The sequence below is a fragment of the Limnohabitans sp. TEGF002 genome (genome assembly GCF_055395845.1).
Genome location: NZ_AP029224.1, coordinates 2,095,966 through 2,111,968 on the forward strand (window position 1 = coordinate 2,095,966; position 16,003 = coordinate 2,111,968).

The 16,003-nt window shown below is 60.6% G+C and carries 18 protein-coding genes; 13 read left to right on the forward strand and 5 right to left on the reverse strand.

Translation table 11 applies throughout. From position 1 onward, the window contains the following. Positions 1-72: 72 nt before the first annotated feature. Both ACZ5SR_RS10390 and ACZ5SR_RS10395 read right to left on the reverse strand, forming a co-directional pair. Entirely contained in the window at positions 73-705 is a 633-nt protein-coding gene (locus tag ACZ5SR_RS10390; RefSeq protein WP_464448608.1) for a hypothetical protein, read from the reverse strand. A gap of 28 nt (positions 706-733) precedes the next feature. Further along, on the reverse strand, positions 734-1,843 hold the full coding sequence (locus ACZ5SR_RS10395; protein ID WP_464448609.1) for an NAD(P)/FAD-dependent oxidoreductase: 1,110 nt from the start codon (positions 1,841-1,843) through the stop codon (positions 734-736). 108 nt (positions 1,844-1,951) lie between these two features. On the opposite strand from ACZ5SR_RS10395, the gene ACZ5SR_RS10400 reads away from it, so the two are divergent. Continuing rightward, on the forward strand, positions 1,952-2,713 hold the full coding sequence (locus ACZ5SR_RS10400) for an SDR family NAD(P)-dependent oxidoreductase (RefSeq protein WP_464448610.1): 762 nt from the start codon (positions 1,952-1,954) through the stop codon (positions 2,711-2,713). Positions 2,714-2,956: 243 nt separating this feature from the next. Here the strand turns inward: ACZ5SR_RS10400 and ACZ5SR_RS10405 are convergent, their stop codons facing one another. Next, on the reverse strand, positions 2,957-3,538 hold the full coding sequence (locus ACZ5SR_RS10405; RefSeq protein ID WP_019431287.1) for a superoxide dismutase: 582 nt from the start codon (positions 3,536-3,538) through the stop codon (positions 2,957-2,959). Positions 3,539-3,806: 268 nt separating this feature from the next. Further along, on the reverse strand, positions 3,807-5,162 hold the full coding sequence (gene xseA, locus ACZ5SR_RS10410) for an exodeoxyribonuclease VII large subunit (RefSeq protein ID WP_464448611.1): 1,356 nt from the start codon (positions 5,160-5,162) through the stop codon (positions 3,807-3,809). A gap of 333 nt (positions 5,163-5,495) precedes the next feature. Between xseA and ACZ5SR_RS10415 the strand changes: the two genes are divergently transcribed. The 6 genes from ACZ5SR_RS10415 (at position 5,496) to adk (ending at position 9,407) form a co-directional block, all read left to right on the forward strand. After that, positions 5,496-6,113 (forward strand): MotA/TolQ/ExbB proton channel family protein, encoded by a 618-nt coding sequence (locus ACZ5SR_RS10415; RefSeq protein ID WP_464448612.1) that lies wholly within the window; start codon positions 5,496-5,498, stop codon positions 6,111-6,113. A 9-nt stretch (positions 6,114-6,122) separates the two neighbouring features. Then, positions 6,123-6,545 (forward strand): ExbD/TolR family protein, encoded by a 423-nt coding sequence (locus tag ACZ5SR_RS10420; RefSeq protein WP_464448613.1) that lies wholly within the window; start codon positions 6,123-6,125, stop codon positions 6,543-6,545. 5 nt (positions 6,546-6,550) lie between these two features. Beyond that, positions 6,551-7,564, forward strand: a complete 1,014-nt coding sequence (lpxK, locus tag ACZ5SR_RS10425) for a tetraacyldisaccharide 4'-kinase (protein ID WP_464448614.1) — start codon at positions 6,551-6,553, stop codon at positions 7,562-7,564. A 70-nt stretch (positions 7,565-7,634) separates the two neighbouring features. Then, positions 7,635-7,841 (forward strand): Trm112 family protein, encoded by a 207-nt coding sequence (locus tag ACZ5SR_RS10430; RefSeq protein WP_464448615.1) that lies wholly within the window; start codon positions 7,635-7,637, stop codon positions 7,839-7,841. Positions 7,842-7,850: 9 nt separating this feature from the next. Next, a complete protein-coding gene (gene kdsB / locus ACZ5SR_RS10435; protein WP_464448616.1) occupies positions 7,851-8,627 on the forward strand; it encodes a 3-deoxy-manno-octulosonate cytidylyltransferase in 777 nt (258 codons plus the stop codon). A gap of 123 nt (positions 8,628-8,750) precedes the next feature. Beyond that, positions 8,751-9,407 (forward strand): adenylate kinase, encoded by a 657-nt coding sequence (gene adk, locus ACZ5SR_RS10440; protein ID WP_464448617.1) that lies wholly within the window; start codon positions 8,751-8,753, stop codon positions 9,405-9,407. Positions 9,408-9,470: 63 nt separating this feature from the next. On the opposite strand, the gene ACZ5SR_RS10445 is transcribed toward adk, so the two are convergent. Beyond that, complete coding sequence (locus ACZ5SR_RS10445) at positions 9,471-10,439, reverse strand: asparaginase (RefSeq protein WP_464448618.1); 969 nt, start codon at positions 10,437-10,439, stop codon at positions 9,471-9,473. 73 nt (positions 10,440-10,512) lie between these two features. On the opposite strand from ACZ5SR_RS10445, the gene lexA reads away from it, so the two are divergent. The 6 genes from lexA (at position 10,513) to ACZ5SR_RS10475 (ending at position 15,971) form a co-directional block, all read left to right on the forward strand. Beyond that, positions 10,513-11,184 carry a transcriptional repressor LexA gene (gene lexA, locus ACZ5SR_RS10450; RefSeq protein ID WP_464448619.1) on the forward strand — a complete coding sequence of 224 codons (672 nt, stop codon included), beginning with the start codon at positions 10,513-10,515 and terminating at the stop codon, positions 11,182-11,184. 303 nt (positions 11,185-11,487) lie between these two features. Further along, complete coding sequence (locus ACZ5SR_RS10455; RefSeq protein WP_464448620.1) at positions 11,488-11,640, forward strand: hypothetical protein; 153 nt, start codon at positions 11,488-11,490, stop codon at positions 11,638-11,640. Between the two features lie 57 nt (positions 11,641-11,697). After that, positions 11,698-12,705 (forward strand): D-2-hydroxyacid dehydrogenase family protein, encoded by a 1,008-nt coding sequence (locus ACZ5SR_RS10460; protein WP_464448621.1) that lies wholly within the window; start codon positions 11,698-11,700, stop codon positions 12,703-12,705. Positions 12,706-12,842: 137 nt separating this feature from the next. Then, a complete protein-coding gene (locus tag ACZ5SR_RS10465; protein ID WP_464448622.1) occupies positions 12,843-14,363 on the forward strand; it encodes a 3-hydroxyacyl-CoA dehydrogenase in 1,521 nt (506 codons plus the stop codon). Positions 14,364-14,414: 51 nt separating this feature from the next. Further along, a complete protein-coding gene (locus tag ACZ5SR_RS10470; RefSeq protein WP_464448623.1) occupies positions 14,415-15,194 on the forward strand; it encodes an oxepin-CoA hydrolase, alternative type in 780 nt (259 codons plus the stop codon). A gap of 57 nt (positions 15,195-15,251) precedes the next feature. Continuing rightward, positions 15,252-15,971, forward strand: a complete 720-nt coding sequence (locus tag ACZ5SR_RS10475) for a Crp/Fnr family transcriptional regulator (protein WP_108426112.1) — start codon at positions 15,252-15,254, stop codon at positions 15,969-15,971. The last annotated feature ends 32 nt before the right edge of the window (positions 15,972-16,003 follow it).

Sequence of the window (16,003 nt, forward strand, 5' to 3'; positions counted from 1 at the left end):
ACCTGCTGTCCTGCGCTGTCTCTCTAGCGATAAACAGCCAAGAAATGCGCATCACGAATTCCCTATGGCTGTTCAAGTGCCCTGGTTGAGTGACCTCGCACGCCATCGGATTCGGCGGCAATAGGCGACAAAGCGGCTTGCACGGCGCTGCAGCCACCTCACCCCGAATGGCCCAGCGCCACGCCACCTGCCCACCCTGGATGGCAAGTGATGGATCAACAGCAACAGCGCGGTGTAGAGCATCAGTTTGCCAATGAACACCATCGTGCCGATCGACTCAGGCGACACCCCACTCAAGGCGAACAGCGCGATGGCGGAACGCGGAGAGTCTGGGAATACCGAGAAAAACAGCATGCTGACCGGTCCCGAGTCTCGCAACATGGCCAATACTTGCGGGCCTTGAGACCCCATCAGCTTTTGGCTCAACGATTCGGCAGACTCGGTCAGCGTCCCCATGCCCAAGGCCAACAAAAAAGCACTCAATGCAGAAGCCAGCGCAAAGACCACCACAATGACTGTGCCCTTTTTCGGCTGAAGAACACACAAGGCCAGCACAAACATTTCTGCGGGCAACATGGGCAAAAACCCATCCAAAACAGAAAAAACCGCCAGCAAAAAGATGGTTTTGGGCTCAGAGCCATGGCGCAAAAGCGCGGTTTCTACCCGTTGAAACAAACGCTGAAAAAATGTTGGCGAAGCGTGCATGAAGGGCTAGCGGTGGGTCATGATGGCCTCAGGCCAACCGAGCACAGACCTCGTCCGCAATGGCCAGTGAGCTGGTCAAGCCCGGCGACTCGATGCCCAGCAGATTCACCAGACCGGGCACACCGTGCTCGGCGGGGCCTTGGATCATGAAGTCGGCTGCCGCTTCGTGCGGGGCGTTGATCTTGGGTCGCATGCCCGCATAACCTGCCTGCAAAGCGCCATCGGCCAAACCCGGCCAATATTTGCGCACCTCGGCATAAAAGGCATCGCCCCGGCGCGGGTCTACTTGCAAGTCCGTGGGGTCCTCGACCCATTGCACGTCAGGCCCGAACTTGGCTTGCCCGCCCAGATCGAGCGTGAGGTGAACACCCAAACCGGCTTTTTCGGGCACGGGGTAAATCAGGCGGGAAAACGGTGCCTTGCCCGCCAGGGTGAAATAGTTGCCTTTGGCGTAATGGGCTTGAGGCAAGAGGCTTTTGTCCAGCCCGTCCATGCGCTGTGCGATTGCCACAGCGCTCAGCCCAGCGGCGTTGACCAGCACCTTGCACGCCAGCTCGGTGCCGTCTTGTGTGGTCACACGAATCGGATGTGTGGGGGTGCCCTGCCGCACGCCGATGTGCTGCACAGGCGAGACCAGCGCCAGCAAACCGCCAGCGTTTTCCATGTCCCCTTGCAAGGCGAGCATGAAGCCGTGACTGTCAATCACACCGGTGCTGGGCGAGAGCAGCGCCGCTTCGCAAGCCAGCGCGGGCTCCAGCGCCTGGGCCTGCGCCGCCGTGAGTTTTTGCAAATCGTGCACGCCATTGGCCGCGGCCTTGGCCATGATGCCGTCAAGCGCCAGCACTTGCTCCGGGCTGGTCGCCACGATCAACTTGCCCAGCCTTTGGTGCGCCACGCCGCGCTCGGAGCAATAGGCATAGAGCATTTGCTTGCCTTGCACACACAGCCGCGCCTTGAGCGAACCCGCGGGGTAATAAATGCCCGCGTGGATGACCTCGCTGTTGCGCGAGCTGGTGCCCGTGCCGATGGCGTTTTCCGATTCGAGCACCAGCACCTCACGGCCCGAGAGCGCGAGCGCCCGCCCCACAGCCAGGCCAACCACGCCGGCCCCGATCACAACAGCATCAACTTGTTCCATGGGCAGCATTGTGGCTCAGGCTGGGTCCTGCAGTGGTGACGCCCTTAGGACAGACACGGGCACCGCGCACAGGCAGACTGCCAACCATTCAAACAAGGAGACCGTTTCATGTCGTTGTTCAATCTCAAAGGCAAAGTCGCCGTCGTCACGGGCTCCAGCCGGGGCATTGGCCGATCGATTGCGCACCAGCTGGCCAAGCAAGGCGCCAAAGTGGTGGTATCCAGCCGCAAGCAAGACGCCTGCGAAGTGGTGGTCAAGGAAATCCAGGCCGCAGGCGGCGAAGCCATGGCGATTGCCGCCAGCATCTCCAGCAAGGAGCAGCTGCAAAACCTGATCGAGCAGACTCGCGCGGCTTGGGGCCCGATCGATATCCTGGTGTGCAATGCGGCCACCAACCCTTATTACGGCCCCACCACGGGCATGAGCGACGAGGTGTTTGACAAGGTGATGCGCAACAACGTGCTGTCCAACACCTGGCTTTGCACCATGGTCTACCCGGACATGAAGGCCAAGAAGGACGGCGCGATCGTGATCGTGTCGTCGATTGGCGGCCTGCACGGCTCGGCCATCATCGGGGCCTACAACATATCCAAAGCGGCAGACATGCAGCTGGCGCGCAACCTGGCGGTGGAATGGGGTCCGGACAACATCCGGGTGAACTGCATCGCGCCGGGTTTGATCAAGACCGACTTTGCCAAGGCCTTGCACGAGGACCCGGTGATGAGCGCCAAGTACAACAGCGAAACGCCGCTGCGCCGCATGGGCGAGCCGGATGACATTGGTGGTGTGGCGGTGTTTTTGGCGAGCCCGGCTGGGCAGTACGTGACGGGTCAGACCATCGTGGCGGATGGGGGGATGATGATTCGCTGACTCTGTTGAGATTTCGGTGCTGCTTGTGCCGCTGAGCATGGGCTGGGGCCGGGCGCCTCATGAGGGAGTACCCAAAATCGGCGCCCGGCCCCAGCCTATGCTCAGCTCAGTGGTCGATCGACAGTTGAACCAAGCCGGTGGCTGTTGGCTAGGATCAGGCCATTTTTCTGAGGGGCATTCACCATTAGCCCAGAAAGCAAAAAGCCCGCAACAGCGGGCTTTTTGACTTGGAGAAAACCTCGATCAGCCGAAGTTCTTCTCAGCAAACGACCAGTTCACCAGCTTGTCGAGGAAAGTCTCAACGAACTTGGGGCGCATGTTGCGGTAGTCGATGTAGTAAGCGTGTTCCCACACGTCCACAGTCAACAAGGCAGTGTCGCCAGTCGTCAGAGGGGTGCCAGCGGCGCCCATGTTGACAATGTCAACCGAGCCGTCGGCTTTCTTGACCAGCCATGTCCAACCGGAGCCGAAGTTGCCCACGGCGCTCTTGACGAAGGCTTCTTTGAAAGCGGCGTAGCTGCCGAACTTGGCGTTGATGGCTGTGGCCAACGCTCCTGTGGGCTCGCCACCACCGTTGGGCTTCATGCAGTTCCAGAAGAAGGTGTGGTTCCAGATCTGGGCCGAGTTGTTGTACACGCCACCGCTGGATTTTTTGATGATCTCTTCGAGGGACATGCTCTCGAATTCAGTGCCTTTTTGCAGGTTGTTCAGGTTCACAACGTAAGCGTTGTGGTGCTTGCCGTGGTGAAACTCCAGAGTTTCTTGGCTGTAGTGAGGGGCCAGAGCGTCGATCGCGTAAGGCAGTGCGGGCAAGGTGTGTTCCATGAGGGTGTCCTTAGGTGGTTAGGAAAAAAGCTCAACGGGTGCATTTTAGGGGCAGCCTGATCGCCCTTGAGTGCTGCAGGTCACTGCAAGCTCTCAAAAGCATTGCCGTCATGGGCTGTGGACTGGGCACCGATTTTGGGTACTCCCTCATGAGGTGCACGGGCCACAGGCCATGACGGCGGTGCCTGCCTTTGGCTGCACGGGCAGCCTACCTGTAAAGCGGAAGAGCCCTGGCCCCACCCCGTCAAGGCTTACCCGAAGTGAGCCCTCAAAGCGAGACGGTCAATGGAACAACACCGTCAGACAAGGTCGCCTGAACGCTTTGCCCGGGTTGAAACTGGTCAGCATGGGTCAACGCCTGACCCTTGTCGTCGCTCAGCCATGCATACCCGCGCTCCAGCACCCTGTGCGGGTCCACCGACGACAACCGCAAAGCGGCACGCTCCAAACGCTGGGCGCGTTGCGGCACCTGCTGAGCCCGGTTAAAACTCATACGGTCGCTCAAGCGCTCCAATTGGTGGCCCTGCGCCATGAACTGACTGCGCACCCCTGTCTGCAAACGACTGCCCAGGCGGTCCAACCACTGGCTGTGCTGACCCAGCAAGGCTTGGGGACGGCTCAAGCGGTTCGCGATGGCGTTCAAGCGTTGACTCTGGCGCTCTTGCTGACGGACCAAACCCACGCCCAAACGAGCGGCCACCGCGTCCAGCCGTTGCGCTTGGCGGTCTTGCTGTTGCAGCAAACCCCGGCTCAAGCGATGCTCCAGCACCGACAGTGCTTCAAGGCCCACGCCCCGATCGGTCGCGGCCATCTCGGCGGCGGCTGTGGGTGTGGGGGCACGCACATCGGCCACAAAATCGGCAATGGTGAAATCCGTCTCGTGGCCCACGCCGCAAATCAGCGGCACCGGACTTTGGGCCATGAGCCGGGCCAGGTTTTCGTCGTTGAACGACCACAGGTCCTCCATCGAGCCGCCACCGCGCACCAGCAAAATCACGTCCACGGGCGGACACAGAGGGTTGTCCTCTGCCGTGAGGGCGTAGATATTTTGCAATGCCTGCACCAGCGTGGCCGCAGCGCCAGCGCCCTGCACCAAGGCCGGCGCCATCACCACCGGGATGTGCGGCACGCGCCGTTGCAAGGCGGTCATCACGTCGTGCCAAGCGGCCGCGCCCAACGAAGTCACCACGCCAATGGCACGGGGCTGGTCGGGCAAAACGCGTTTGTGCGCGGGGTCGAACAGGCCCTCGGCTTCGAGCTTGGCCTTGAGGCGCAAAAACTGCTCAAACAGCGCGCCTTGGCCTGCGCGCTCCATGGATTCGACAATGAGCTGCAAATCCCCCCGGGCTTCGTACACGCCCAAACGACCCCGAACTTCGACCAGTTCGCCGTCGCGCGGTGCAAAGTCCATCAAACTGGCGGCACGCCGGAACATGGCGCAGCGGATCTGGCCCGTGTCGTCCTTGATCGAAAAATAACAGTGCCCACTGGCAGCCCGAGAAAAACCCGAAATCTCCCCGCGCACCGTGACTGGATTGAACTGGGCATCGAGCGTGTCAGCCATGGCGCGGCACAGCGCAGAAACTGTCCACGCACGAGGCTTCAAATCGTCATTCAATGGCATTGGATTGAGGTTTTATGGGGGTTGCAAAGGCATTTCAGGCGGCAATCCCAACGCTGTGGCGGTCAAGTACTCCACAAGCGAAGCTTGTGGCTGCTTGGGGAGAAGCCCCTGCACGCCGCAACAGAAAAATCTTGCAAGTCTTTGATTTCATGAGGTATTTTCAAAATCAGCGGTCAAGTTTTGAAAAATTTCTATGTACCGGAGTATGCTGAAAATCGAAATATCCAAAGTTCTTCACAAAGTTATCCACAGAAATGAGCGCGCTGCCGCAAGGCCAGGTCATTCACCGATAATCAGCCACTTTGCTACCGAAAAAACCGGGAAGGACTTTTCTTGCTGTCCATCATACAAGCCGCCGGCTGGCCCATCTGGCCCCTGATTTTGTGTTCCGTTCTGGCTGTAGCCCTGATTTTGGAGCGCACCTTGCAGCTGCAAGACACCAAGGTCATGCCCGCCAATCTCCTGACGCAAACCATCGAAGCCACGCAACGCGGCGTGCCCCTTGCCGAGATGATCCAGACATTGGACAAGGCAGGGACCGTGGGCCCGGTGTTGGCCAGCGGGCTGCGCTGTTTGCAAGTCAACCCGCAAGCGTCAATGGAAGACATCCAGGGCCATATGCAAATGGCGGGACGCTTGGCAGCCCAAGGTCTGGAGCGCTACTTGCCAGCGCTGGCCACCATCGCCTCTGCAGCACCCCTTTTGGGCTTGCTGGGTACGGTGGTCGGCATGATCGAGATTTTTGGTGCCCACACGGCCGCCAACAACCAACCGGCCTTGTTGGCTCACGGCATTTCGGTCGCGCTTTACAACACGGCTTTTGGTCTGATCGTGGCCATTCCCGCCTTGATGTTTTGGCGCTACTTTCGCACTGTGGTGGACCGCCATGTGCTGGCCATGGAAGTGGCAGCTGAGCAATTTGCCAGGCACCTCAGCCGTGCCGGAACCTGAAAGTTGCTTGTGAACTTCAAAACCTCGCGTACCACGCCCGAGCCAGAGATCAATCTGATCCCTTTCATTGACGTGCTCTTGGTGGTGCTGATCTTTTTGATGCTCACCACCACATGGTCGCGCCTGACCGAAATTCAGCTGAATTTGCCGGTGGCCGATGCCAACGCATCCAACCCACGGCCTCGCCAAATTGTCCTGACCATCACCTCGCAAGGTCAGTACGCCATCAACAAATCCCCTGTCGGTGCCAGCTCGGTGGGCGCCTTGGTGGCGGTACTCACCCCCCTGGCCGACAAAGACGCGATGCTGATCATCAGTGCCGACGCCTCCGCCTCGCACCAAAGCGTCATCCATGCCATGGAGGCGGCACGCCGCAGCGGCTTGTCCAAAATCACTTTCGCGGCCCAATCGGCCGAAGTGCCGGGCTCTTGATCGGCATGGGTTTGTCCAAGTTTTTTCACGAAGCGCTGCCTCGAGTGTGGCAACGCCGTGGCCCGATCGCTTGGGCATTGCGCCCAATGGCGGCCATATATGGCGCCCTGGTGGTGCTGCGACGGATGGCCTATGCCTCCGGCCTGTTCAAAACCCGTCGTGTCCCCGCCTTGGTCATTGTGGTGGGCAATGTGGTGGCGGGGGGAGCAGGCAAAACCCCCGTGACCATTGCCTTGGCCAAGCACTTGAACTCAAAGGGGTTGAAGGTCGGGGTGATCTCACGCGGCCACGGACGCAAAACCCGTGATGCCCGTGCCGTGACGCTCAACAGCCACCCGCTGGATGTGGGCGACGAACCTTTGCTGATTCACCAAGCCACTGGCGTGCCCGTGTGGGTGGCCAATGCCCGTGCCGATGCGGCACTCGGTCTACTCCATGCGCACCCGCAGGTGCAAGTTCTGATTTGTGACGATGGTTTGCAGCACCTGGCCTTGGCCCGCGACCTGGAGATTTGCGTGATGGACGAACGCGGCACGGGCAACGGCTGGTTGTTGCCGGCAGGTCCCCTGCGCGAGGCCTGGCCACGCCAGGTCGATTGGGTGCTGCACACAGGGCCAAGCCCCTTGGCAAGTGGTACAGGCGACCCGCTCACGGCTCAATACTTGGCCACACGCCGACTGGCAGACCACGCCATCACCGCAACGGGCCAGCGCATTGCACTGAGCGAACTGAGGCAGCGGCCATTGCATGCAGTGGCCGGGCTGGCGCGACCAGAAGCTTTTTTCCAGATGCTGCGCCAATCGGGTCTGAGCCTTGCCAGCACCACCGCCCTGCCCGATCACCATGACTACCAGGACTGGCAAGCGCGCCCAGACCTCACTTGGCTGTGCACCGAAAAGGACGCGGCCAAAATCTGGCCACACGAACCGGGCGCGCTGGCCGTTCCTTTGGTGCTCACGCCCGAAAACGGTTTCTGGGCGGCCCTGGATGCGCGCCTCGATGCCTTTTTGCAGCGCTGACCACCCCAACAGCACCTTGCAGGCCATCTGAGGCCATCCGCCAGTCTGGGGTCCCGTTATCATTGGCGGCATGGACACCAAATTGCTTGAATTGCTGGTTTGCCCGGTCACCAAAGGCCCGCTCAACTTTGACCGCGAACATCAGGAGCTGCTTTCGCGCAGCGCCCGCTTGGCTTACCCGGTACGCAAGGGCATTCCCATCCTGCTGGAAAACGAAGCCCGCCCCCTGAGTGACGAAGAAATTGACCAACTGGCCGCCCTGCGTCCGGCGCTTTAACACCTGCCCATGAACGATGTCCAAGTGCCACGGGGCTTCACCGTGGTGATTCCTGCCCGCATGGCGTCCAGCCGCCTGCCCGACAAACCCTTGGCCGACATTGGCGGATTGCCGATGGTCGTGCGCGTCGCGCAGCGGGCGCTGCAGTCACAGGCGAGCCAAGTCGTGGTCGCCGCCGATGACGAACGCATCGTGGCCGCGTGTCAGGCTCACGGTGTGCAGGTCTTGTTGACGCGCCAAGACCACCTCAGTGGCAGCGACCGGCTGGCCGAAGCCTGCCAATTGCTGGCCCTGCCCGACAACGCGGTGGTGGTCAATGTGCAAGGGGATGAGCCGCTGATACCGCCTGCACTGATCAACGAAGTGGCCCGCGTGCTGCGCGAGCGGCCCGACGCCAGCATGAGCACGGCAGCCCATGAGATCGGCTCGCTGGAGGAATTCACCAACCCCAACGTGGTCAAAGTGGTCATGGATGCCCGCCAGATGGCGCTTTATTTCAGCAGAGCGCCCATTCCTTGGTGGCGAGATGGTCAGTCGGATTCTGGTTTCAAGGCCCTGCCCAACCCTGCGCCGCTGCGCCACATTGGTATTTATGGTTACCGGGTTGGTTTTCTGTCCCTGTTTCCAACCTTGAAGCCCGCCCCCCTTGAAACCATGGAGTCGCTGGAGCAACTACGGGCCCTGTGGCATGGCCACCGCATCGCGGTCCATGTGACAACGGAGGCTCCCGGCCCTGGCGTCGACACCCCCGAAGACCTGGCGCGTGTGCGCAGCCTGATCCGCTGAACGGGACACCGGGCTTGACGCCGTAAGCCAACTTTGAGGCTGGCGTGATATTCTTAAAAACAATCTGGCATCGGTCATGGAACCCGACACGCCGAAACAATTTCAAACGATAAGGACCTTCCCATGAGACTGATTCTGTTGGGCGCACCCGGCGCCGGCAAAGGCACACAAGCCACTTTCATTTGCCAGAAATACAACATCCCCCAAATCTCCACCGGCGACATGCTGCGCGCTGCCGTCAAGGCAGGCACCCCACTGGGCCTGCAAGCCAAAGCCGTCATGGAATCGGGCGGTCTGGTCAGCGACGACCTGATCATCAACCTGGTCAAGGAACGCATTGCCCAAGCGGACTGCGCTAATGGGTTCTTGTTTGACGGCTTCCCCCGCACCATCCCCCAAGCCGATGCCATGAAGGCTGCCGGCGTCAAGCTCGACTATGTGCTCGAAATCGACGTGCCCTTTGATGCCATCATCGACCGCATGAGCGGCCGCCGCTCCCACCCAGCCTCGGGTCGCACTTACCATGTCAAATTCAACCCACCCAAAGTGGCTGGCATGGACGACCTGACGGGCGAACCACTGGTGCAACGCGCTGACGACCAGGAAGAAACCGTCAAGAAGCGTCTGGATGTTTACAGCGCCCAAACCCGCCCACTGGTGGACTACTACTCAGGTTGGGCCCAACAAGAGCCCGCGGCCGCTCCCAAATACTGCGCCATCAGTGGTACGGGCAGTGTGGAAGACATCACATCCCGAGCATTCGAGGCGTTGGCCAGCTGATTCTTCAGTTCAACCACCCCCACAAAGCCTCGCCCTGCGGGGCTTTTTGCTTTCAAGGTCAGATCAGCCCTGGCCCATCAAATCCAGCATCAAACTCACCCGAGCCTTGAAGGCATTGAGTCCTTTGGGGGCCATCTGCAAAGCGGGTTGACCCACGATCTGACCTTCGGCGCAGCGGGTGGACAGACGTACAACAATGCCTTGAGCCTGCGCTTGCGCCAGCGCGGTCGACAGGCTGTCATGCACCGTGCCATTGCCGGTGCCCGCCACCACCAGACCCTTCACACCTGCAGCCACCAAGGCACGCACCTGACGGGCATCGGCACCGGCATGGCTGAACAACACCTCGACCCAGGGCCAATCGGCAGCTGGCATTTGCAAGGCCATGGAGGCATGGGCATGCGCCACAGGCCAACTGCCTGGGTCGGTCCAGCGCACGATGCCTTGCTCCACCCAGCCTCGCGGGCCTGCCTCACCCGAGCTGAAAGCATCCAAACGGTAGGGGTGGACTTTTTGAATATCACGGGCACTGTGGATACGGCCAGCACAAACGACCAGAACCCCCCGCGCCATCGGGTCGCGCACCACGGCCATCGCATCCAGCAAATTTTGCGGACCGTCGGGCGCGAGAGCGGTTGCCGGCCGCATCGCACAAGTCAGCACCACAGGTTTGTGGGTTTGCAGCAGCATTTGCAAGAACCAAGCGGTCTCTTCAAGCGTGTCGGTGCCATGCGTGATCACGATGCCCTCCACGTCAGACTGTGCGAGCCAATAAACACAACGCTGCGCGAGGGCCTGCCAAGTGGCATGGTCCATGTCTTTGCTGTCCAGTTGGGCCACTTGCTCGCACACCAGCAAACCACCCTGCAAGACTGCGTCCAACCCTGGCACCGCGTCCAGCAATTGCTGCACCCCCAGCTGTGCAGCGCTGTAAGCCGTGTGGTCAGCCGCGCTGGCGGACGTGCCAGCAATGGTGCCGCCTGTGCCCAAAACCACGACTTTCTGAATTTTTTTTGCGTCAACCACTTGCACAGCCTTAAAAACTGGTTAAAAATACAGTCACTGGATGGAACAACAGTTCAACCAGTCCCCCAAGGAGACCGACATGACCGACAGCCCCAAACTCACCGCCCGGCAGCAGGAAATTCTGGAACTGATCCAGAACACCATCGCCAACACCGGTGCCCCACCCACGCGTGCCGAAATCGCCAGCGTGTTGGGCTTCAAGTCGGCCAATGCGGCAGAAGAACACCTCAAGGCCTTGGCCCGCAAAGGCGCCATCGAGCTGGTCAGTGGCACTTCTCGCGGCATTCGCCTCAAAGGAAGCAACCGCAACACTCTGCGCGCACCCTCCGATCTGTTCAGCCTCACCCTGCCTGGCTTGGGTCAATTGAGTTTGCCTCTGGTCGGTCGTGTGGCTGCTGGGTCGCCCATTTTGGCTCAAGAGCATGTGGACCGAACCTATCAGATCGAAAGCAGCTTGTTTACCGAGCAACCCGACTACCTGCTGCGCGTTCGCGGCATGTCCATGCGCGACGCAGGCATCATGGACGGTGACCTGCTGGCCGTGAAATCCACCAAAGAAGTGCGAAACGGCCAGATTGTGGTGGCTCGGCTGGGCGATGAAGTCACCGTCAAGCGGCTGCGCAAAACAAGCGGTGGCATCGAGCTCTTGCCCGAAAACCCCGACTACCCAACCATTGTGGTCAACCCCGAAGAGCCATTCGACATCGAAGGCTTGGCCGTGGGCCTGATCCGCAACACCCTTCTGATGTAAACAACCTGCTTGTTGCAACAGGTGGCGGGCGCTGACGGCATGGTTCTGTCAGCCCTGATGCAACAGGCTCCTTCAGCAATCCTGCCTGTGTCCAACCTACATGCTTTTGAAAGGTTTCACATGGGAATCGCTCTGCTTGCTTTTTCGGGTCTTTTTCAAGGCCTCTCCCGTCTCCACCGTGCAGCCCCCGTTGCGGCCCTATCCCAGCGCGGGAAAGCCTATTTGCGGCCCGTCTGGGCCACGCGCCAACCATCGTGCAGTGCTCTGGCATCGAGGATTACGCCTCAGCAACGCGTTCAGCCTGTGGCCACACCCGCACTGCGTGTCTTGCGGGTGACCGAAAGCGATCAACGGGTCAAGGGTGCCGGTCGCATGGTGATTTCGGGGCGCATGGCCGATGTCTGCGCCGAACTGGACCGCCTGGCAGCTCTCGAGGCCGCTCAAGCCCGAATTTGATCCGAAATGCCACCCCGCTGACCTGAACAGGTCGCCTCGTCAGGGCACAATGGAGGGATGAACATTGTGATCCTTGACGACTACCAAGATGCAGTGCGCAAGCTCGACTGCGCAGTCAAACTCGAAAACTTCCCGGCCAAGGTCTACACCAACACTGTCAAAGGCATTGGGCAGTTGTCTGTGCGGCTGAAGGACGCAGACATCATCGTGCTGATCCGTGAACGCACCCATCTGACACGGGCTGTGATCGAGAAATTGCCCCGCTTGAAGCTGATTGCCCAAACAGGCCGCGTGGGTGGGCACATTGATTTGGCCGCCTGCACGGAGCGCGGGGTGGCCGTGGCCGAAGGTGTCGGCTCTCCGATAGCGCCAGCCGAGCTGACCTGGGCTTTGATCATGGCTGCGGCACGTCGTCTCCCTCAATACATTGGCAACCTCAAACACGGTGCCTGGCAGCAGTCGGGCCTGAAAGCCGGCTCCATGCCGGCCAATTTCGGACTGGGCACCGTGCTGCGCGGCAAGACGCTCGGCATTTGGGGTTATGGCCAAATTGGTCAGCTGGTCGCGGGGTACGGCAAAGCATTTGGCATGGACGTCGTGGTTTGGGGAAGCAACGAATCCCGCACCCTGGCCGTCCAGCAGGGCCTGCGCGCTGCCAGCAGCAGGGTGGCATTTTTTGAAGAGTCCGATGTGGTGTCGATCCATTTGCGCTTCAACGAAGCCATCCAGGGCATGGTCACCGGTGAGGATTTAGGCCGTATGAAACCCACAGCCTTGTTCGTGAACACCTCTCGCGCCGAGTTGATCGAGCCCAACGCCTTGATCAGCGCCTTGAACCGAGGCCGACCAGGCTTGGCAGCCATCGACGTCTTCGAGTCCGAGCCCATCATGCAAGGCTCGGCCTTGCTCCGCTTGGAAAACTGCATCTGTACGCCGCACATCGGATATGTCGAAAAGAACAGTTATGAACTGTATTTCGGTGCTGCTTTCGACAACGTGGTGAATTTCATCAAAGGCACCCCCACCAACATCGTCAACCCCGGCGCCCTGCAAGTGCGCCGCTGAGCCTCCAGCAGGGTTTTGCCTCTGAACTGAAGCGATAATCTTTGTTGCTCCGCTGCGTGCCTGTCCGCAAGCTATCGGCCCTAGCCCTTGGCACAGCGGGTTTTTGACGAGCCCCTCCTTAAGACCTCCTCTCTTTTATGACTCTCGCATTCTCCAAAGTCGCCATCATCGGCGCAGGCGCCATGGGCCGGGGCATTGCCCAAATCGCCGCCCAGGCAGGCAGCCAGGTCTGGCTGTATGACACCCAACCCGAAGCCATCGCCAAAGCCCGCGATGCGGTGTTCCAGCAATGGGACAAGTTGCAGGAAAAAGGCCGCCTGACGGCCGAAGCCGTGGCCGGTCACAAAAGCCGCCTGCTTGGTGCAGCCACACTGCAAGATTTGGCTGAATGCGAGTTGGTGGTCGAAGCCATTGTCGAAAAAATCGACATCAAGAAAAGTCTGTTCTCTGAGCTGGAAAAAGTGCTGACCCCCACCGCCGTGCTGGTGACCAACACCTCCTCGCTGTCGGTGACCGCCATTGCCGCCGCTTTGCAGCGTCCCGGCCTGTTTGCCGGTTACCACTTCTTCAACCCCGTACCCCTGATGAAGGTGGTCGAGGTCATCGCCGGCCTCAAGACCGACGCGGCCGTCTGCGAGCGCTTGTCGGAGTTTGCCCGCCAAATGGGCCACACGCCCGTGCAGGCGCAAGACACGCCCGGCTTCATCGTCAACCACGCCGGGCGCGGTTACAGCACCGAAGCCCTGCGCATCGTGAGCGAAGGCATCGCCGATTTCGCCACCATCGACCGCATCTTGCGCGATCAGGTCGGCTTCAAACTCGGCCCCTTCGAGTTGTTTGACCTGACGGCGCTTGATGTGTCGCACCACGTCATTGAAGCCATTTACCACCAGTATTACGAAGAGCCGCGCTACCGCCCCAACGTGATCACTGCCCAGCGCTTGGCCGCAGGCGTGGTCGGTAAAAAAGTGGGCGAAGGCTTCTACAAATACGTGGACGGCGCAGCCCAAGTGCCTGCCGAGCCGCCCGTGCCCGTGGTGGACACCATCCCGCCCGTGTGGGTCTCGCCGCGTGCGGCGCGCCGCATGGAACTGCTGCAACTGCTCAAGGATCTGGGTGCCAAAGTCGAAACCGGCGCATCGCCCTCGCCTGAAGCGCTGACCATCGTCGCCCCACTGGGCTTTGACATCACCACCGTGGCCGTGGTCGAGCGCCTGGACCCAGCCCGCACCGTGGGCATCGACATGCTGGTCAACGACGGGGCCACCAAGCGCCGCGTGCTGGCCACCAACCCCGCCACCCGCGCCGACATGCGCGACGCCGCACACGCCCTGTTTGCCCGCGACGGCAAAGCGGTCTCGGTCATCCGCGACAGCGGCGGCTTTGTCACCCAGCGCGTGGTGGCCACCATCGTGAACATCGCGTCCGACATCTGCCAGCAGCGCATCTGCACCCCACAAGACCTGGAAACCGCGGTCACGCTGGGCCTGGCCTATCCGCTGGGGCCATTGGCCATGGGCAACCGCTTTGGCCCGGACAGCATCCTTGAAGTGCTATTCAACATGCAGACCGTCTATGGCGATATGCGTTACCGCCCCAGCCCCTGGTTGCGCCGCCGTGGTGCGATTGGCCTGTCCTTGATGCACACCGAAGAATAATGACTGTGCGGGACCGATCTTTAGCTCTGTACCCAACTGATTGAGAAAAAAATGACTGCACAACTTCTCAGCACCAGCGAAGGTCAGACCCTTATCCTGACCCTCAGCAACCCGGAGTTTCGCAACGCCCTCGGGCCCGAGATGTACGCCGCCGGGGTCGAAGCCCTGAGCGTGGCCGAATCGAGCGCCGATGTCCGTAGCGTGGTCATCACCGGGGCCAACGGCATCTTCAGCGCAGGCGGCAATTTGCAGCGCCTGCAAAACAACCGTCAGCTGCCGCCCGAGCACCAAGCGCAAAGCATCGAAGGCCTGCACAACTGGATCGAAGCCATCCGCACCTTCCCAAAACCGGTAATTGCCGCCGTCGAAGGGCCAGCGGCCGGTGCCGGTTTTTCATTGGCGCTGGCTTGCGACCTGATCGTCGCGGCCCGCAACAGCGTGTTCGTGATGGCCTACAGCTCGATTGCTTTGTCGCCCGACGGTGGCGGCAGCTGGAGCCTGTCTCGCGCGGTGCCGCGCCAGCTGGCCACCGAACTGCTGATGTGTGGTGAGCGCATTGGGGCCGAGCGCTTGCAACAACTGGGCGTGGTCAACCGGCTGGCCGATGCAGGTCAGTCGCTGAACATCGCCATGCAGCTGAGCGAACAACTCAACGCCCGCGCACCCAACGCGCTGGCCAGCATCAAGGAGCTGCTCGGCGATGCCGACGGCAGCAGCCTCAATGCGCAACTGGCGCGAGAGCGCGATCACTTTGTCAAAAACCTGCACCACCCCAACGCCGGCATCGGCATCGGTGCGTTTTTAAACAAGCAAAAACCCGAATACGAATAAAGCGACTGGTCCCCCAGGCGACAAAAAAACGATTCACAGTCACTCAAAGGACAGAGCATGGACGAACCGATTCTGACAATGGAGGAAAGAGAAGCGATCAATGGTGGTCGCTGGTTCTCAACCCTTTCCCCTTCACTTCGTCACGACATACTTCGATGCGCTTACGTCAAACGTTTCAAGGACGGCGACATGCTCGCGGCACGGGGAGACCCGCCCGAGCAGTGGATCGCCTGTGCCAAGGGCGCTGTGCGCGTGAGCTCGACCTCGGTATCGGGCAAGCAGATCACCTTGACCTATGTGGAGCCGGGCATCTGGTTCGGCGATGTGTCGATATTCGATGGGGATCGCCGCACGCACGACTGCTACGCACACGGCGACACGACGACGCTCAACGTGGCCAAGGCCGACTTCAAGAAGATTTTGTCGCAGCACGTCGAGTTTTACGAAGCCATGTTGCGCCTGCAGTCGCGCCGCATTCGACAGCTCTACGGCTTGGTGGAAGACCTCAACACCCTACCGCTGCGTGCTCGCTTGGCCAAGCAACTCAACCACTTGCTGCGCAGCTACGGCGTGCCGAGCTTGTCGGACGCCAAAGCGATCCGCATCAGCTTGCAGCTGGCGCAAGAGGAACTGGCGCAACTGTTGGGGGCATCGCGCCAACGCGTGAACCAGGAACTCAAACAAATGGAGCGCGAGCAGATCATCCGCATCGAGCCGGGCGGCTTGGTGGTGCTGGACCGCGATGCGCTGCTGCTGATCGTCAACGCGGACCACTGACACGCCCCACTTCCACCCTCTCGCCGCTGAAT

Coding starts and splice junctions, on each gene's coding strand:
- lexA (WP_464448619.1), top strand. CDS start 10,513: ATGACCGACAGCCCCAAACTCACCGCCCGGCAGCAGGAAATTCTGGAA.
- ACZ5SR_RS10405 (WP_019431287.1), bottom strand. CDS start 3,538: ATGGAACACACCTTGCCCGCACTGCCTTACGCGATCGACGCTCTGGCC.
- ACZ5SR_RS10470 (WP_464448623.1), top strand. CDS start 14,415: ATGACTGCACAACTTCTCAGCACCAGCGAAGGTCAGACCCTTATCCTG.
- adk (WP_464448617.1), top strand. CDS start 8,751: ATGAGACTGATTCTGTTGGGCGCACCCGGCGCCGGCAAAGGCACACAA.
- ACZ5SR_RS10400 (WP_464448610.1), top strand. CDS start 1,952: ATGTCGTTGTTCAATCTCAAAGGCAAAGTCGCCGTCGTCACGGGCTCC.
- xseA (WP_464448611.1), bottom strand. CDS start 5,162: ATGCCATTGAATGACGATTTGAAGCCTCGTGCGTGGACAGTTTCTGCG.
- ACZ5SR_RS10390 (WP_464448608.1), bottom strand. CDS start 705: ATGCACGCTTCGCCAACATTTTTTCAGCGTTTGTTTCAACGGGTAGAA.
- ACZ5SR_RS10395 (WP_464448609.1), bottom strand. CDS start 1,843: ATGGAACAAGTTGATGCTGTTGTGATCGGGGCCGGCGTGGTTGGCCTG.
- lpxK (WP_464448614.1), top strand. CDS start 6,551: ATGGGTTTGTCCAAGTTTTTTCACGAAGCGCTGCCTCGAGTGTGGCAA.
- ACZ5SR_RS10465 (WP_464448622.1), top strand. CDS start 12,843: ATGACTCTCGCATTCTCCAAAGTCGCCATCATCGGCGCAGGCGCCATG.
- ACZ5SR_RS10430 (WP_464448615.1), top strand. CDS start 7,635: ATGGACACCAAATTGCTTGAATTGCTGGTTTGCCCGGTCACCAAAGGC.
- ACZ5SR_RS10475 (WP_108426112.1), top strand. CDS start 15,252: ATGGACGAACCGATTCTGACAATGGAGGAAAGAGAAGCGATCAATGGT.
- ACZ5SR_RS10460 (WP_464448621.1), top strand. CDS start 11,698: ATGAACATTGTGATCCTTGACGACTACCAAGATGCAGTGCGCAAGCTC.
- kdsB (WP_464448616.1), top strand. CDS start 7,851: ATGAACGATGTCCAAGTGCCACGGGGCTTCACCGTGGTGATTCCTGCC.